Origin of the sequence: Kitasatospora sp. Root107, assembly GCF_001424875.1 — a bacterium.
In the GTDB taxonomy this organism is placed as follows: domain Bacteria; phylum Actinomycetota; class Actinomycetes; order Streptomycetales; family Streptomycetaceae; genus Kitasatospora.
In genome coordinates, this window is sequence record NZ_LMCT01000011.1 from 321,843 (window position 1) to 338,267 (window position 16,425).

Genomic DNA, 16,425 nt, shown 5'->3' on the forward strand with positions numbered 1-16,425 from the left:
GACATGCTGCGCAGGCGCAGCTCCACAGCAAAGGATCCCTTCGTGCACAAGACCCTGCTGGCCGAGTTCACGGTCAAGCCCGGATGCGAGAGCCAAGTCGCCACCCTGGTCGCGGACTTCGCCGAAACGGTCCGGTCGGAGCCCGGCAACCTCGCCTTCGACGTGTACACCAAGGAGTCGAATCCACGCGCGTACTGGATCTTCGAGGTGTACCGAAGCGAGGCCGCCTTCGCGGAGCACATCGCTGCTCCCCATGGGGGGCCGTTCAACGCCGAGCTGGTGCGGATGATCGAGGAGGATGCGTCCGTCCTGACCTTCCTGACTCCCTCGGGCTGACAGGGGCGAGCTCGCCCCCACATTCCCTTGAGCCCGGAGCGAGCCGTCTCGAGTCGCTCCAGGAGGGTGCAAGCCACGCGTGCGGTGAGGGCCCGCGCGCGGTGAGCGCCGTGATCGCCATTGCCCGGATGCAGGCCGCAGGCCGCTCCGGGCAACGGCATGCCCGTGTATTGGCTTGGCCCAGTCCGGGACCTGTCAAGCGCATCAGTCGGTTGGGGCAGTCGATAGCCGGTTGGCCTTCTCTCCGGCGCCGAAGCCGGCACGGTTTCCCGGAATTGGGCATGCCGTTGAACCGACCGCATCAGCTGCCGTGACAGGCAGCACACCTGAGTGGGCATCAGTTCTGACTGCAGTACCGACTGCTTGTCGGCCCCTGCCGCAGCACGCGCAGCTCGGTCGGTTGGTAGCCGCGTAGCCGTCAGGCCGCGTGACTGAAGAGCGAGTTCGGCGGTGGCTCGACTTCAGTACCCGCAGGAGGGACGCTTGCTGGGGGTCAAGGGGGCAACGCGGTCAGACTTACAGAAGGAAGGAGCAGCAGGTCAACGCACCCGCCCGCGCGGCTTGAGCGGGCCCGGCGGCAGTGCGGGCGCGGCCAGCCGGGCACCGTCGTAGCCGTGCACCTCGCCGAAGCGTGACCCTGCCATCCACTCCGACCGTGCCTGGGCGATCTCCTCACCGGTCCGGCCGATGAAGTTCCACCACATCACCAGGTGCTCCTCGAACGGCAGGCCGCCGAGCAGCAGCACGGAGCTGTCGGTCCGGGCCAGCAACGGGAGTTCACGGCGCCCGCAGCCCAGGTAGAGCAGCGAGCCCGGCTCGACCCTGACGCCGTCCACGTCCACGCTGCCGGTCATCGAGAGCACGGCGTACTCGAAGCCGGGCTCCAGCGGCAGCCGGTGCTCGGCACCCTCACGGAGCGTCAGGTCGGCGCCCACCAGCGGGGTGTACGTGGTGCCCGGGGAGGTGGCGCCGTCCAGGGTGCCGAGGATGACGGTGGCGTGCAGGCCGGCCGCGTCCACGGTCGGCAGGGCGGCGTGGTGCTCGAAGGCGGGAGCGGTGTGCCGGTGGCTGTCGGGCAGGGCGACCCAGAGCTGGGCGCCGTGCAGCAGCCGGGCGTGCCCGCGCGGGGACTCCTCGGAGTGCGAGATGGCCCGGCCCGAGGTCATCAGGCCCAGCTCGCGGGGGCGTACGGTCTGCAGGCTGCCCAGGCTGTCGCGGTGCAGGACGGAGCCCTCGTGCAGCCAGCTGACCGTCTGCAGGCCCATGTGCGGGTGCGGCGGCACCTGCATGCCGGGCTCGTCGGCGATGTCGTCGGGCCCGTAGTGGTCGACGAAGCACCAGGCGCCGACCATCCGGCGGCCCAGGTTCGGCAGCAGGCGGCGGACCTCGGTGGACTCGCCGAGCCGGACCTGGCGGCCGGTCAGCAGCTCCTTGACCGGGCCGGAGTCGGCCTCCCCGCCGCAGCTGGTGGGGGTGGGCTCGAGGTCGAGGTTGCTCATGGCTGACGCGCTCCGTCCGGACGACACCGTTGACGCATCCGATCATGCGTCAGTTCGGGCCCAGCGCAAAGCAGGGTGCGGAGAAGCCCNCCCGGCGGAGGCGGTCCGTTCGCTCCGGGCCCGGGCCGAGGCGGCCACCACCGCGGCGCCGTGGGCCTGCGCGCACTGACGCGCTGATCGGGGGCGGGGCGGGGGGCGGGGGCGGGGCTTCTCCGCACCCTGCTTTGCGCTGGGCCCGAACTGACGCATGATCGGATGCGTCAACGGTGTCGTCCGGACGGAGCGCGTCAGTGCGCGCAGGCCCACGGCGCCGCGGTGGTGGCCGCCTCGGCCCGGGCCCGGAGCGAACGGACCGCCTCCGCCGGGTCGGCCGCGCCGTACACCGCCGAGCCCGCCACGAAGACGTCCGCGCCCGCCTCGGCGCAGCGTTCGATGGTGTCGGCCGAGACGCCGCCGTCGACCTGGAGCCAGAGGTCGAGGCCGTGCTTGGAGATCAGCTCCCGGGTGCGGCGGATCTTGGGCAGCATGATGTCCAGGAAGGCCTGCCCGCCGAAGCCGGGCTCGACCGTCATGATCAGGATCATGTCCAGCTCGGGCAGCAGGTCCTCGTACTGCTCGATCGGGGTGGCCGGACGCAGCGCCATCGAGGCCCGCGCGCCCTTGGCCCGGATCTCCCGGGCGAGCCGGACCGGGGCGGCGGCGGCCTCGGCGTGGAAGGTCACCGAACCGGCGCCCGCCTCCACGTACTGCGGCGCCCAGCGGTCCGGCTGCTCGATCATCAGGTGGCAGTCCAGCGGCGTGGCGGTGGCCCGGGCCAGCGACTCGACCACCGGGATGCCGAGCGTGAGGTTGGGGACGAAGTGGTTGTCCATCACGTCCACATGCAGCCAGTCCGCACCTCGGACGGCCTCCGCCTCCTCGGCCAGGCGGGCGAAGTCGGCCGACAGGATGCTGGGGTTGATCTGCGCCATTTGAGGGAACCTTCACACTCGGTGCGGGCGGCTGGAGCTGCCGCTCGGATCCATCATCTCTCCTGCCCGTGGCGGGAAGTGAGCGGTGAGATCTGCTCGTGACCCGCGTCACACCTTTAGCGCGCTAGGGTCACCAGCGCCGTTGCCCGTGACCGGAAAGGTTCCAGATGGCCGAGATGGTGCATCCCGCCCGCGCGTTGTGGTGGCTCTTCGAGCCGGTGCACGCGCTCACCTACTTCGCGCCCGAGGGCCGCGCCGCGTACGAGGCGGCCGGGCTGCACGGAAGCTGGCGGGGGTACTTCGCGGGCCGGTCGGCCCCGCTCGGGCCGGTGGACGCCGCCCCGGTGATCGCCGCGTTCTTCAACTTCGCGCCGCAGATGGTCGAGCGGGCGCTGCCGGACGTCTGGTCCCGGGCCACCCCGGAGGCCGCGCTGGCCGCCCGGCTGTCCGGGGCGGTCGCCACGCTGGAGCGCGTACTGGAGACCGTCAAGCCCGATCTGATCGACCGTTCGGTGACGCTGCTGGAGCGGGCCGTCGACGGGCTGGACTGTTGCGGGCGGGTGCTGGCCGCGGCGAACCTCGGGCTCCCCAGCCCCGAGGGCGCGCTGGCCCGGCTCTGGCACGCCACCACCGTGCTGCGCGAGCACCGGGGTGACGGCCATGTCGCGGCGCTGGTCGCCGAGGGGCTGGACGGCTGCGAGGCACTCGTCCTGCGCTGCGCCCTGGACACCCGGCGCGAGCAGCTCCAGCCGTTCCGGGGCTGGACCGACCAGGAGTGGGACGCCGCTGCCGACCGCCTCACCACCCGGGGCTGGCTCAACCGGGCCGGCGGCATCTCGGCCGACGGCCGGCACCGCCACCAGGCCCTGGAGGCCGCCACCGACCTGGCCGCCGCCCGGGTCTGGTCCGGCTTCCGCCGCTCCGAACTGGACGAGCTGGCTGCCGCCCTGACCCCGATCGCCACCGCCTGCCGGGCCGAACTCCCCCAGCTCAACCCGATCGGCCTGCCGGTCAGCAGCTGACCCGACCGCCTACCGGTCGGCCAGCGCCCGGACGGTGGCGACGGTGTCCGCCTCCCCGGCCGGCTTGTCCTCGCGATAGCCCAGCACCCGGGCGAACCGCAGGGCCAGTCCGGCCGGGTAGCGCGGGCTGCGCTGGAGTCCGTCGAAGGCGATCTCCACCACCAACTCGGGCCGCACGTACACGGTGTACGCGTCGCGGTGGGTCTCCCGGGCCAGCAGCTGTTCGGTCTGCCAGCCGAGCAGCTGGTCGGTCAGGCCCTTGAAGGTCTTGCCCAGCATCACCCAGGGCTCGAGTCCGGGCTCCCCCTGGTTCCGCGCGGCCAGGTGCAGATTGCTCAGGTAGCCCCGGCGGCGGCCGCTGCCCCACTCGGCGGCGGTGACCACCAGGTCCAGGGTGTGCCGGGGTTTGACCTTGATCCAGCCCGCGCCCCGGCGCCCGGCCGCGTACGGGGCGGCCGGGTCCTTGACCACCACGCCCTCGTGGCCGTGGGCGAGCGCGTCCGCGAAGAACCGCTCCGCCTCCGGCAGCTGACCGGTGGTCAGCCGGGGCACCCGGAGCTCCTCGGGCGCCACCGCCGCCAGGGCACTCCAGCGCTCGGCGGCCGGACGGTCGATCAGATCGGTTCCGTCCCGGTGCAGCAGGTCGAAGAAGAACACGCTCAGCGGGGTCTCCGCGCGCAGCCGCTCCGGGTCCTGCCGGGAGGCGGTCCGCGCGGCGGTGACCTGGAACGGGCGCGGCCGGCCGTCCGGGCCGAGCACGATCGCCTCGCCGTCCAGCACCGCCTGCTCGACCGTCAACGACCGGGCTGCCGCCACCACTTCGGGCACTCGGGCGGTGATCTCGTCCAGGCTCCGGGTGAAGACCGAGACCTGCTCACCGTCCCGGTGCACCTGGACCCGGATGCCGTCCAGCTTCCACTCCAGCGCGGCCGGGCTCACCTTCTCCAGCGCCGCCGCCACCTCCGGCGCCGAGGCGGCCAGCATCGGCCGTACGGGGCGGCCCAGTTGCAGCCCGAACGCCCGCAGCGCCGGTGCCCCGCCGGTGAGCGCCGCCTCCGCCACCACCCGGGCCGATCCCCGCAGCATCAGCGCCCGCCGCACCACCGTCGCCGGCACACCCGCCGCCCTGGCCACCGCGTCACCCATCAGCGCGTCCAGCGCCCCCTGGCGCAACTCGCCCACCAGGACTGCCCGCAGGAACTCCTGCTCCGCCGCCGTGGCCCGCCCGAACAGCTCACCCAGCAGCCGCTTCCGCTCCCCCTGCGCACCCTTGCCGTGCACCTCCCCCAGCCAGGTCAGCAGCTCCTCCGTCTCCGCCACCCCGAGCGTCGCGGCCCCGGCCGGCTCCGGCAGCTCCCGGACGCCCGCCCAGCCGACCCCGGCCCGCCGTCCCTCGCCCGAGAGCAGCGCCACCGCCGCCGGGATCTCGGCCGGACCCAGCTCGGTGAGGCACTCCGCGATCAGGGCCACCTTGGCGTTCCTGGCCGGCTCGGCCGCCACCGCACGGGAGGTCCTGGCCAGACGTTCCAGCAGCACGGACGGGCTCCTTCCGAGGTACGGGTTGCTCTCATCATGCTGCGGCCTGAGGCTCCGTCAGCTGCGACGCGCGGGCTCCCCTCAGGTACCGGCTTCCCGTACCGGCCCGGCCGAGTACCGCCGTGTTAGCGTCGGAATCGTTCGTACCTGAACCCGACCGTGAGGTGTCCCCGTGTCCACCCTCCGCTGGGCCACCCGCCCCGAGACCGCCGCCGACCTCCCGGCCGTTCGCGCGGTCCACCTGGCCGCCTTCGACACCGCGCTGGAGGCCGACCTGGTCGAGGCGCTGCGCGCCGACGACTGCTGGATCCCCGGGTTCTCGCTGGTCGCCCAGACCTCGGACGGCACCGTGGTCGGCCACGCCCTGCTGACCCGCTGTCACATCGACGACACCCCGGCGCTCTGCCTGGCCCCGGTCGCGGTCCTGCCCGCACACCAGCGGACCGGCGCGGGCGCCGCCGTCGTCCGGGCCGCGCTGGCCGCCGCCCGGGTGCAGGGCGAGCACACCGTCACGGTGCTGGGCCACCCGTCCTACTACCCGCGCTTCGGGTTCGGCCGCGCCTCCCGGTACGGCATCAAAGCGACCATCGACGTCCCGGACGAGGCCCTGATGGCGCTCGACCTCGACTCGAACAGCCCGCTGCCCAGCGGCACCCTGCACTACGCGGCCCCGTTCGGCATCTGACCGGCACCCCGGCCTCAGGCCACCGTCAGCGTCCCCTTCATGAACTGGTGCAGGGTGCAGATGAAGGGGTAACTGCCGGGCGCGGTCGGCGCGGTGAAGGTCGCGGTCTTTCCCCCACCGATCGTGCCGCTGTCGAATCCGCCCTGGCCGGTGGCGGTCAGCGTGTGCGCGGTGGAGTCCTCGTTCACGACGGTGACCGTCGCGCCCGGGCTCACCGTGAACTTGTCGGGGCCGAAGGTGAACTCCTTGATGGAGACCCGCACCGAAGCCGCCGGCGAGCTGGCCGCGGCGGACGGCGAGCTCGCAGACGGGGACGGACTCGCAGCGGACGGGCTGGCGGCGGACGAGCTCACCGCCGGTGTCGGCGTCGGCGTACCGGAGGCCGGCCCGCCGTCGCCGGAGCCGCTGGAGCAGGCGACGGCCGTCAGGGCCAGCAGGAGCGCACCGAGAGCGGGGCGGAGCCGAGGAGCGTTCACGAGGGGTCCTTCAGGAGAGGAGGTCGTTCGGGGACGCTGAACAGCATTCGGCCCGCGTAGGTCGCCCTGAGCAGCCGGGACCGGCCCGGTCACCCGCACGGCCCAGCGGGCTCACCCGTCCGGCCCTGGCGGTGGTCCTCCGAGGCCAGGGGGTGCGGCAGAGTACCGGTGCGGCGCGGCCCCGGGGCCGACGGAGCGTCAGGTCGGGTACCCGGAGCGCCCGTCGCCCCCACCTCTCTCCCGCCCTCGGAGGCCGTGCGTGACACCTTCCCGAATGCTCGCCCGCGCCGGTGGTGCCCTGGGGGCCGCGCTCTGGCTGCTGGCGGGGCCGGCACCGGCCGCCGTCGCCCACCCGCTGGGCAACTTCTCGGTCAACCACTACCTCGGCTTCACCGTCCACCCGGACCGGATCGAGGTCCTGGCGGTCACCGACCAGGCCGAGATCCCGACTCTCCAGGAGCGGAGCCGGGTCGACCGGAACGCCGACGGCACGGTGGACGACGCGGAACGCGACGGCTGGGCCGCCGAACAGTGCACCGCGACCGCCGCCCGCCTCCAGGTCCGCGCCGGTCCGGCCGATGCACCGCTGAACTGGCGGGTCCGCTCGGCGACTTACGGCTACACCGACGGCGCTGCCGGCCTGCACACCGCCCGGCTGGACTGCACCCTCGACGCCCCACTCACCGTGACCGCCGACGGTACGGCCCTCCGGGTGCGCAGCGGCAGCGACCCGGCCCGGGTGGGCTGGAACGAGATCACCGCCCGCGGAGCCGGTGTCCGGCTGGACCCGACGGACGTACCGGAACTCTCCGCCTCGCACGAACTCCGCGACTACCCACAGGAGTTGCTGGACGCACCCAGCGGGGTCTTCGACGCCCGGTTCACCGCAGCACCCGGCAGCGGCTCGGCGGCGGNCTGGACGCCGCCGACTCCGGCGGCCCGGCCGGATGGCTGGACCAACTCGACCGAAGGCTGGCCGAGTTGGGAGCGGCCCACCGCCTCACCGTGCCGGTCGGTCTGCTGGCGATCCTGCTGGCGACGGTTCTCGGCGCGGGGCACGCGCTGCTCCCCGGGCACGGCAAGGCGGCGATGGGCGTCTACCTGGCCGGTCGGCGCGGCCGGGTCAGGGACGCCGTCACGGTCGGAGCCACCGTCACCTTCACCCACACGGCGGGCGTGCTCGTGCTCGGCCTGCTGCTGACCGGGTTCTCTGCACTGGCGGGCGAGGTACTGCTCGGACGGCTCGGCGTGGTCAGCGGCCTGCTGGTGACGGCGGTCGGGGCGCTGCTGCTGCGCGACGTACGCCGCCGGACCAGGCCCGCCGTCGCGGCGCACGGACACGCCCACTCGCACCATCACGCGCACGGAGCTACTGACCAGGCCGGCGCCGTCGCCGTACTGGAGGCCCCGCCCCACCCACACCACCACGGCCCGTTCGGACACCACCACCACGCCGAGCCACTCGGCCGGACCGGCCTGATCGGCCTGGGCGTCGCCGGCGGCCTGGTCCCGAGCCCGTCCGCGCTGGTGGTGCTGCTGGGTGCCGTCGCACTCGGGCGGACGATGTTCGGGGTCGCCCTGGTACTGGCCTACGGTCTGGGCATGGCCGCGACTCTCACGGCGGCCGGCCTGCTCTTCCTTCGGATCGGCGACCGGATCGCCGGGGCGGCGGACGGCAGCCTGCTGGCCGGGCTCCGCCGCTTCGCGCCGTGGAGCGGCCTGCTCACCGCCCTGCTGGTGCTGGCCGTCGGGCTGGGTCTGGTCCTCCGCAGTCTCCCCACCGCGCTCTGACCCTCAGTCCGCACTGCCCCCACTGCCCCCGCTGCCCGGAGCGCCGAGCACGATGCCCCGGTCGGCGTAGTAGCGCGGCAGCGCGGGCCACGGCACCGGGGCGAAACTCTGCGAACCGTCCGGGAACCCGGATGGGTTGTGGATCACCAGCTCGCCGTCGGTCGCGCCCACGGCCAGCACCAGGTGCCCGCCCGGACGCGGCGGATCCGGGTCCAGGGTGCGGATGGACGGGTGAACCGAGAGCATCACCAACCGGCCGTCGGCCAGCTCCGCCCTGATCCGCTCGGTCGACAGCGGGGAGACCGCCTCGGCGGAGAGTCCCCAGCGGCGCTCCACATAGGCGGCGAACGGTGCGTGGATCAGACCGTCCAGCCGACCGTCCGGGTGACGCACGTACGCGCCCGCCGCCAGGCACTCCTCGGCGAGCCGGACCGCGGGCGGGCTGACGCCCCACCAGTAGTCCAGCGCCATCCGCAGGCAGGCCACCCCGCACAGCCGCCAGGACCAGTACTCGTACTCCTCCTGGTCCGCCGCACCGGACAGCGCCCAGAGCGGGTCGTCCACCGCCAGCGCCGTCCCGGCCAGGATGTCGGGCACCAGCTCGGGCGATTCCCACTGCGCGTGGTAGGGAACCTGATGCGTGATCGGCTTCATCCGATCATCCTCACCCACTCCCGGCGCCCGCGCCGCCCGCCGGACGACCGGGACCGGCCTGACGCCGCGTCGGCCCGGTCCCAATTCGGTGGAGTACGGCCACCGCACTGTGCTCTCCTGCCGGGGTCACGGACACGGTGCTGACGGAGGGTCGGGGAATGACGGAGCAGGACGTGCACTACGCGGAGGTGCCCGGCGGGCGGCTGCGGTACACCCAGCAGGGCGAGGGGCCCGACCTGGTGCTGCTCAACGCCGGCACCACCGACCCTGCGGCAGTGGGAGCCCAACCTCGCCGCACTGACCGCCGCCCACCGGGTGACCCACTACGACGACCGGGGCGTCGGCCGGCACTCCTCGGCGATCACCGCGCCCTGGTCCCCGACCGAGGACCTCCGGGCGGTGCTGGACCGGGGTGGCGGGCGCCGTGCTGGTCGGCTCCTCCGACGGCGGGCGCAAGGCGCTGGACTTCGCGGTGGAATTCCCCGAGCGGGTGCGCGGCCTGATGCTGGTCGGCTCGGCGATGCACCTGCCCGACCCCGACCCGGCCGAACAGGCTGATCTGGACCACCTGCTGACCGCCCTCGAACCCCGGGCGGCGGCCGCCGCCCACGCGGACCTGGCCGCCGCGGTGGCGGCCGACCTGGCCTGGCCGTCTGGGGCACCCGGTTGGACGCCGGACAGCGGGCCTGGCTGGCCGGCATCTGCGCGGACTCCCCCGGCTTCTACTTCGGCCATCCGGCGGAGCCGCTGCCGCCCACCCGGCCGGGCATCGAACACCTGGCCACGCTGACCGTCCCGGCCCTGGTTGCAGTGGGCGAGCACGACCACGCCTTCACCCACCGCTGCGCGGACCGGGTGGCGAGCGGCCTCCCGACTGCGCACCGGGTGACCGTGGCCGGGGCCGACCACTTCGTGAACGTGACCGCACCGGCCGCGTTCGCCGTACTGGTGACCAGCATTGTCACCGACCGGAGGTGACGCGCCGTCAGCCGGCCTTCCGTCCACGAATCACCACCCGCGCTAGCGTGGCCGGATGACCGATCCGGACAGCCGGCTGGGCCGGCGTACCGTCCTGGCACTCGGCGCGGGCGCCGCCCTCACGCCGTGGCCCGCCCTCGCACCGTCCCTCACGCCGTGGCCCACCACCGCGCAGGCCCGCCCTCGCCCGGCCGGGCCCGACTGGGGCGGGCTGGCCGCGAGCCTGACCGGCCCGCTGCTCCGCCCCGGCTCCGCCGAGTACGAGCAGGCCCGGCTGCCGCGCAACCTCCGGTACGCGCCGCAGGCCCGGCCGGAGGCCATCGCCCGCTGCGCGAACAGCGCCGACGTGGCCGAGTGCGTCCGCTTCGCCCGTCGGTTCGGCATCCGCTTCGCGGCGCGCAGCGGCGGACACTGCTACGCGGGCTGGTCCAGCGACACGCCCCTGGTGGTCGACCTGGCCGGCCTGAACACCGTGCTGGTCGACGGCGATCAGGCCGAGCTCGGCCCCGGTACCCCGCTGATGACCGCCTACGCCGAACTGGCCCGGCACGGCGTCACCGTCCCCGCCGGGACCTGCCCCACCGTCGGGCTGGCCGGGCTGGCCCTCGGCGGCGGACACGGCGTCACCAGCCGGGCGTACGGGCTGACCTGCGACAGCGTCATCGGTGCCGAGGTGGTGCTGGCCGACGGGCGGGTGGTGCGCTGCGACGCCGAGCGCGATCCTGAGCTGTTCTGGGCGCTGCGCGGCGCGGGGAACGGCAACTTCGGGGTGGTCACCTCACTGCGGGTGCGCACCCACCCGGCGGTGGACTGCACGATCTTCCAGTACTCCTGGGACTGGCCGGACGCCGGGCGGGCACTGACGGAGTGGCAGCGTTGGGCGTTCACGGCGCCGGACCGGCTCTGGTCGAACTTCCACGTCTGGGCCCGCCCGGACGGCGCCTCGGTGGACGCGGGCGGCGTCCTGCTCGGCGGCTCGGACGAGCTGCGCGCACTGATCGCCCCGCTGCTGGCCGCCACCGGCCGGACCACCTCGGCGCAGGTGGTGACCCGCCCGTACCTGGACTCGATGCTCGCCTACACGGGCTGCCGCGACGTGGCCTCCTGCCTGCGGACGGGCAGTCAGGCCTTTGCGGCGGGCTCGCACTTCTTCGACGCGTTCCTCCCCGAGCAGGGGGTCGGCGAGCTGCTCCGGTTCGCCGCGCAGCGCGGCCCGGCCGCCGGTGTGCTGTCCTTCACCGCGCTGGGCGGCGCCGTCAACCGGGTGCCCGCCGACGCCACCGCCTTCGTCCACCGGGGCTCGGTGCTGCTCAGCCAGTACTTCGCGGGCCGGCCCGCCGACCTCGATCCCGCGCCCCTGACCCGCTGGGTGGCCGACGCGCACCGCACCATGGCGCCGTACTCCAACGGGCACGCCTACCAGAACTACCGCGACCCCGGCCTGGCCGACTGGCGCACCGCCTACTACGGCACCAACCTGCCCCGGCTGGAGCGGGCCAAGGCGGCCTACGACCCCGACCGGGTCTTCGACTTCCCGCAGGCGCTCTGACCGGCCGGTACAGCCCGGCCGGTCAGAGCAGTGTCGCTACCAGGCGTAGTCCTCCGGCGCGGTCCGATGGCCCGGGAAGATCTCGTCCAGCCGGTCCAGGGTCTTCTGATCCAGCGTCACGTCCAGCGCCCGGACCGCCGCGTTCAGCTGGTCCAGGGTGCGCGGGCCAACGATCGGGGCGGTCACCGCCGGGCGGGAGAGCAGCCAGGCGAGCGCGATGTCGCCCGGCTCCTGGCCGAGTTCGGCCGCCAGGTCCTCGTACGCCTGGATCTGTTCGCGCTTGGCCGCCACCGCTTCGGCGGCCCGGCCCTCCAGCCGGCGCAGGCCCTCGCGCTCCTTGCGCAGCACGCCGCCGAGGATGCCGCCGTGCAGCGGGGACCACGGGATCAGGCCGAGGCCGTAGTGCTGCGCGGCCGGGACGACCTCCAGCTCGACGGTGCGCTCCAGCAGGTTGTAGATCGACTGCTCGCTGACCAGGCCGAGGAAGTTCCGTGCCTTGGCGCTCTCCTGAGCCTGCGCCAGGTGCCAGCCGGCGAAGTTGCTGGAGCCGACGTAGATGATCTTGCCCTGGGCGACCAGCACCTCCATCGCCTGCCAGATCTCCTCCCACGGCGTCGCCCGGTCGACGTGGTGCATCTGGTACAGGTCGATGTAGTCGGTGTTCAACCGCTTCAGGCTGGCGTCCACGGCCCGGCGGATGTTGAGCGCGGAGAGCTTGCCCTGGTTGGGCCACTCCCCCATGTCGCCGTACAGCTTGGTGGCCAGCACGGTCTTCTCCCGGCGGCCACCGCCCTGGGCGAACCAGCTGCCGAGGATCTCCTCGGTCCGGCCCTTGTTCTCACCCCAGCCGTAGACGTTGGCGGTGTCGAAGAAGTTGACGCCCAGCTCGTGGGCGGCGTCCATGATCACGTGGGCGTCCGGCTCCGTGGTGTGCGGGCCGAAGTTCATGGTGCCGAGGCAGAGTCGGGACACGGACAGGCCGGTGCGGCCGAGGTGGGTGAACTCCATACCGGTCACCCTCACCCGGCCGCCGCCGGTCTGTCCAGCTTTCTTCCCGACGGACGATCAATTCCCTCAGGCCGTACGGCGGAACAGCGCCAGGTACATCGCGTCGGTGCCGTGCAGGTGCGGCCAGAGCTGGACGTCCGGGCCCTCGCCGAGACCGGGCAGGCCGGGCAGCAGCGGGCGGGCGTCGATCCACTCCAGACCGGGGGTGTCGCGCAGCACGTCGTCCACCACCGCGCGGGTCTCGGCCAGGTGCGGCGAGCAGGTCGCGTAGCCGACCACGCCGCCGATCCGGGTGGCCCGGATCGCGCCGCGCAGCAGGTCGCGCTGGAGCGGGCCGAAGCCGGCCAGGTCCTCGGGACGGCGGCGCCAGCGGGCCTCCGGACGGCGGCGCAGCGCGCCGAGACCGGAGCAGGGCACGTCCACCAGCGTCCGGTCGAAGGTGCCGTCGGCCCAGGCGGGCTTGGTGCCGTCGGCCGTGATCACCGTGTACGGACCCGGGTTGCCGTCCAGCGCGCGGGCCACCAGGCGGGCCCGGTGCGGCTGCTTCTCCGAGGCGACCAGCGCGGCGCCCCGCTCGGCGGCCAGCGCCGCGAGCAGCGCGGCCTTGCCGCCGGGCCCGGCACAGCCGTCCAGCCAGAGCCGGTCCCGGCCCTCGACCGGCGCGGCGGCCAGCGCGAGCGCGACCAGCTGGCTGCCCTCGTCCTGCACCCCGGCCCGGTTCTCCTTGACCGCCTCGATCCCGCCGGGCTCGCCGCCCTCGGCCAGCCGGACGGCGTACGGCGACCACCGGCCGGGCTCCGACTCCGGCCTGGCGTCCAGCAGTTCGGCCGCCGTGGAGCGACCGGGGCGGGCCACCAGGGTCACCTCGGGGCGTTCGTTGTCGGCCCGCAGCAGGTCCTCCAGCGCGGCGCGCCCCGAGGCGTCGGGCTGCCAGCGGCCGAGCGAGTCCCAGAGCGAGGAGACCACCCAGCGCGGGTGCGAGTGCACCACCGCGAGGTGGTCCTCGGCGTCCTGCTCGTACGGCGGGGCGACCTGGGCCAGCCAGGTGTCCAGGTCCTGCGCGCTGATCTTGCGCAGCACCGCGTTGACGAACTTGGCCCGGCCGTCACCGAGCACCACCCGGGCCAGCTCCACCGTGGCGGAGACCGCCGCATGGGTCGGGATCCGGGTGGTCAGCAGTTGGTGCGCGCCGAGCGAGAGCACGTCCAGCACCGGCGGGTCCACCTCGCGCAGCGGCCGGTCGATGCAGGCCGCGATGATCGCGTCGTAGCTGCCCTGGAGCCGCAGCGTGCCGTACACCAGCTCGGTGGCCAGCGCCGCGTCCCGGCGGTCCATCCCCTTCTGCTCCGCCTCGCGCAGCAGCGAGGGCAGGATCAGGTTGGCGTACGCGTCGCGCTCGTCGACCGCCCGCAGCGCGCGGAACGCGACGATCCGGGCCGGGTCCTTCTTCGGGCGGCGGTGCGGACGCGCGGGGCGCTTGCTGTCGGACGCGGGCTTGCTGCCGGGAGTGCTCATGCGGTGCCTCTGGTGCCTCGGAATGTGCTGCGGATTCAGACCGTAAGTGTAGGACCGGTCGGGTCCAGAGATTACTGTCCGAGCAGCTCGCCGGGCTCGATCCGGACGCCCCGGGCCCAATCCGCCGCCCGCATCGGCTTCTTGCCCTGCGGCTGCACCTCGCCGAGCTCGATCTCGTGGCTGCCGGTGCCGACCCGGACGCTGTTCTTGCCGACCACGGCCAGCTCGCCCGGCGGCAGCTCGGCGCTGTCGGTGACCAGCTTCACCGGTCCTGAGAGCTTGAGCCGCTCGCCCCGGAAGGTGGTCCAGGCCCCCGGCGCGGGCGCGCAGCCGCGAACCAGCCGGTCGACCCGCAGCGCGGGGTGGGCCCACTCGATCCGGGCGTCCTCGACATTGATCTTCGGCGCCAGGGTGATGCCGTCGGCGGGCTGCGGGACGGCCTGCAGCGCACCGTCCTCGATCCCGTCCATGGTCGCCACCAGCAGGCGCGAGCCCGCCTGCGCGAGCCGCCCGAGCAGCTCGCCGCTGGTGTCGCTCGGCCGGATCTCCTCGGTCAGGATGCCGTACACAGGACCGGAGTCCAGGCCCTGCTCGATCAGGAAGGTCGAGGCACCCGTCACCTCGTCACCGGCCAGCACCGCGTGCTGCACCGGCGCCGCACCGCGCCAGGCGGGCAGCAGCGAGAAGTGCAGGTTCACCCAGCCGTGCTTCGGGATCTCCAGTGCACCCGGACGGATCAGCGCGCCGTACGCCACCACCGGGCAGCAGTCCGGGGCGAGCTCGGTCAGCCGGGCCATGAAGTCGGGGTCGCTCGGCTTGGCCGGCTTGAGCACCTCGATCCCGGCCGCCTCGGCCCGCTGCGCGACCGGGCTGGCCACCAGCTTGCGGCCCCGGCCGGAGATCGCGTCGGGGCGGGTGACCACCGCCACCACCTCGTGCCGCTCCGAGGCGATCAGGGCGTCCAGGGCGGGAACGGCGACCTCGGGGGTGCCGGCGAAGACGAGGCGCATGGGGGCGGGGCCTTTCGGTGAATCTGAGCGGGTGTCAGGGGCGAGGTCAGCGGGCCGAGCCGAAGGTGGAGTGCGGGGAGAGCCTCACCACCGGCGGCTCGCCCCACTCCGCCTCCCGGATCGCCTTCAGCGCGGCCTTGCGCTGCTCGCGGTCCAGCCGGTCGATGAAGATGATGCCGTCCAGGTGGTCGGTCTCGTGCTGGATGCAGCGGGCCAGCAACTGGGTGCCCTCGACGGTCACCGGCTCCCCGTGCATGTTGACCCCCTTGGCCACCACGCCGAACGCCCGCTTGGTGTCGTACCGCAGACCGGGCAGCGAGAGACAGCCCTCGGGGCCGTCCTGCTCCTCCTCGCTGAGCGACAGGTCCGGGTTGATCAGATGCCCGACCACCCCGTCCACGTGGTACGTGAACACCCGGAGCGAGACGCCCAGTTGAGGCGCCGCCAGGCCCGCGCCGGGCGCGTCCAGCATGGTCTCGGTGAGATCCTTCACCAGGCGCCGCAGCTCCTTGTCGAAGGTGGTCACCGGCCGGGCCGTGGCCCGCAGCACCGGGTCACCGAACATCCGGATCGGCTGGATCGCCATACCGCGGGTCTCCTGAGGGTCGATCGACAACGGCCGGAGCCCAGTCTATGCAATGCCACCTGGCCGTTCGGCCCGGGTTCTGGCATATCCCGTCTGCTCCTTGCGCGTGACCAGGCGCTCACTCGGGCGTTGGTCAAGTGGGATTGACCGGGCCGTACGACGGCCCGGGCCGGAAACACGTAGGGAAAGGTGGCACCAGAGGCCATGGCCGAGCAGATCAACCACGACGCCCGGGCGCGGGCCAGCCTGCACCTGCTGGTGCGGGACATCGAACGGGTACGGCGCCAGGTCGACGCCCTCCGCACCCTCACCGCCCAGCTGGGCAACGTCTACCGCCCACGACGGCCCAGCACCTCGGCCGGCTTCGTGGTCTACGGCCGGGCCCCCGCCCCCACCGTCCGGCTCGCCCAGGAACTCCGGGAGAGCGTCGAGACCCTGGTCGCGGCAGCCGTCGAGTTCGACCGGGCGCTCGGCTTCTCCTGGGACTCGGTCGGCTCCGCCCTCGGCGTCACCAAGCAGGCCGTCCACCGCCGCTACGGCATGCGCCGCCCCAGCGGCGAACTCCTCACCACCGGGCTCCCGTCCCAGACCCGCCCCGAACCCGAGGACGAACTCCCGCCCCTCACCCGCACCATCCCCCCCGCCCGCCAACCCGAACGCCCCAGCCTCCCCCTCCGCACCTGAGGCAACGGCTCAGCCAGGCAGCACCAGGGGCTCAGGGCCCTGCGCTCAGCCGCCTACGGCCCAGGGGCTCGGGGAACTGCGACGCCGACCCCTCGTACGTGATCGCTACGTAAGTGGTCAGGCAC

Annotated in this window: 15 protein-coding genes; 6 read left to right on the forward strand and 9 right to left on the reverse strand. The window is 73.7% G+C overall.

Annotation, left to right across the window (positions count from 1 at the left end; genetic code table 11):
- Nucleotides 1-42: 42 nt before the first annotated feature.
- Complete coding sequence (locus tag ASC99_RS11550) at nt 43-336, forward strand: putative quinol monooxygenase (protein ID WP_057230881.1); 294 nt, start codon at nt 43-45, stop codon at nt 334-336.
- A gap of 539 nt (nt 337-875) precedes the next feature.
- Here the strand turns inward: ASC99_RS11550 and ASC99_RS11555 are convergent.
- Together ASC99_RS11555 and rpe are read right to left on the reverse strand one after the other, a co-directional pair.
- The gene (locus ASC99_RS11555; protein ID WP_057230883.1) at nt 876-1,835 is read right to left on the reverse strand and encodes a pirin family protein; all 960 of its coding nucleotides are present in this window, start codon (nt 1,833-1,835) and stop codon (nt 876-878) included.
- Between the two features lie 287 nt (nt 1,836-2,122).
- Nucleotides 2,123-2,806 carry a ribulose-phosphate 3-epimerase gene (gene rpe, locus ASC99_RS11560; protein WP_057230885.1) on the reverse strand — a complete coding sequence of 228 codons (684 nt, stop codon included), beginning with the start codon at nt 2,804-2,806 and terminating at the stop codon, nt 2,123-2,125.
- Between the two features lie 167 nt (nt 2,807-2,973).
- Between rpe and ASC99_RS11565 the strand changes: the two genes are divergently transcribed.
- Nucleotides 2,974-3,828, forward strand: a complete 855-nt coding sequence (locus ASC99_RS11565; RefSeq protein WP_057230887.1) for a hypothetical protein — start codon at nt 2,974-2,976, stop codon at nt 3,826-3,828.
- A gap of 9 nt (nt 3,829-3,837) precedes the next feature.
- Here ASC99_RS11565 and ASC99_RS11570 read toward each other — a convergent pair whose 3' ends face one another.
- Nucleotides 3,838-5,364, reverse strand: a complete 1,527-nt coding sequence (locus ASC99_RS11570; protein ID WP_057230889.1) for an ATP-dependent DNA ligase — start codon at nt 5,362-5,364, stop codon at nt 3,838-3,840.
- Nucleotides 5,365-5,536: 172 nt separating this feature from the next.
- Here ASC99_RS11570 and ASC99_RS11575 point away from each other — a divergent pair, with 172 nt between their 5' ends.
- Nucleotides 5,537-6,049 carry a GNAT family N-acetyltransferase gene (locus tag ASC99_RS11575; protein WP_057230891.1) on the forward strand — a complete coding sequence of 171 codons (513 nt, stop codon included), beginning with the start codon at nt 5,537-5,539 and terminating at the stop codon, nt 6,047-6,049.
- Nucleotides 6,050-6,063: 14 nt separating this feature from the next.
- Here ASC99_RS11575 and ASC99_RS37090 read toward each other — a convergent pair whose 3' ends face one another.
- Together ASC99_RS37090 and ASC99_RS11600 are read right to left on the reverse strand one after the other, a co-directional pair.
- Nucleotides 6,064-6,525: a cupredoxin domain-containing protein gene (locus ASC99_RS37090; protein ID WP_157531485.1), complete on the reverse strand. Its 462-nt coding sequence runs from the start codon at nt 6,523-6,525 to the stop codon at nt 6,064-6,066.
- Nucleotides 6,526-8,319: 1,794 nt separating this feature from the next.
- A complete protein-coding gene (locus ASC99_RS11600; protein ID WP_057230899.1) occupies nt 8,320-8,970 on the reverse strand; it encodes a C39 family peptidase in 651 nt (216 codons plus the stop codon).
- Between the two features lie 666 nt (nt 8,971-9,636).
- On the opposite strand from ASC99_RS11600, the gene ASC99_RS11605 reads away from it, so the two are divergent.
- Together ASC99_RS11605 and ASC99_RS11610 are read left to right on the forward strand one after the other, a co-directional pair.
- Nucleotides 9,637-9,948, forward strand: coding sequence for an alpha/beta fold hydrolase (locus tag ASC99_RS11605; RefSeq protein WP_057230901.1), 312 nt, complete (start codon nt 9,637-9,639; stop codon nt 9,946-9,948).
- 55 nt (nt 9,949-10,003) lie between these two features.
- Nucleotides 10,004-11,497, forward strand: coding sequence for an FAD-binding oxidoreductase (locus ASC99_RS11610; RefSeq protein ID WP_057230903.1), 1,494 nt, complete (start codon nt 10,004-10,006; stop codon nt 11,495-11,497).
- Nucleotides 11,498-11,533: 36 nt separating this feature from the next.
- Here the strand turns inward: ASC99_RS11610 and ASC99_RS11615 are convergent, their stop codons facing one another.
- The 4 genes from ASC99_RS11615 to def form a co-directional block, all read right to left on the reverse strand.
- Nucleotides 11,534-12,505: an aldo/keto reductase gene (locus ASC99_RS11615; RefSeq protein WP_057230905.1), complete on the reverse strand. Its 972-nt coding sequence runs from the start codon at nt 12,503-12,505 to the stop codon at nt 11,534-11,536.
- Nucleotides 12,506-12,571: 66 nt separating this feature from the next.
- Entirely contained in the window at nt 12,572-14,020 is a 1,449-nt protein-coding gene (locus ASC99_RS11620) for an RsmB/NOP family class I SAM-dependent RNA methyltransferase (protein WP_057230908.1), read from the reverse strand.
- 71 nt (nt 14,021-14,091) lie between these two features.
- Complete coding sequence (gene fmt / locus ASC99_RS11625; protein WP_057230910.1) at nt 14,092-15,030, reverse strand: methionyl-tRNA formyltransferase; 939 nt, start codon at nt 15,028-15,030, stop codon at nt 14,092-14,094.
- 46 nt (nt 15,031-15,076) lie between these two features.
- A complete protein-coding gene (gene def / locus ASC99_RS11630) occupies nt 15,077-15,616 on the reverse strand; it encodes a peptide deformylase (RefSeq protein ID WP_057230912.1) in 540 nt (179 codons plus the stop codon).
- A gap of 204 nt (nt 15,617-15,820) precedes the next feature.
- On the opposite strand from def, the gene ASC99_RS11635 reads away from it, so the two are divergent.
- Nucleotides 15,821-16,300, forward strand: a complete 480-nt coding sequence (locus ASC99_RS11635; protein WP_057230914.1) for a hypothetical protein — start codon at nt 15,821-15,823, stop codon at nt 16,298-16,300.
- The last annotated feature ends 125 nt before the right edge of the window (nt 16,301-16,425 follow it).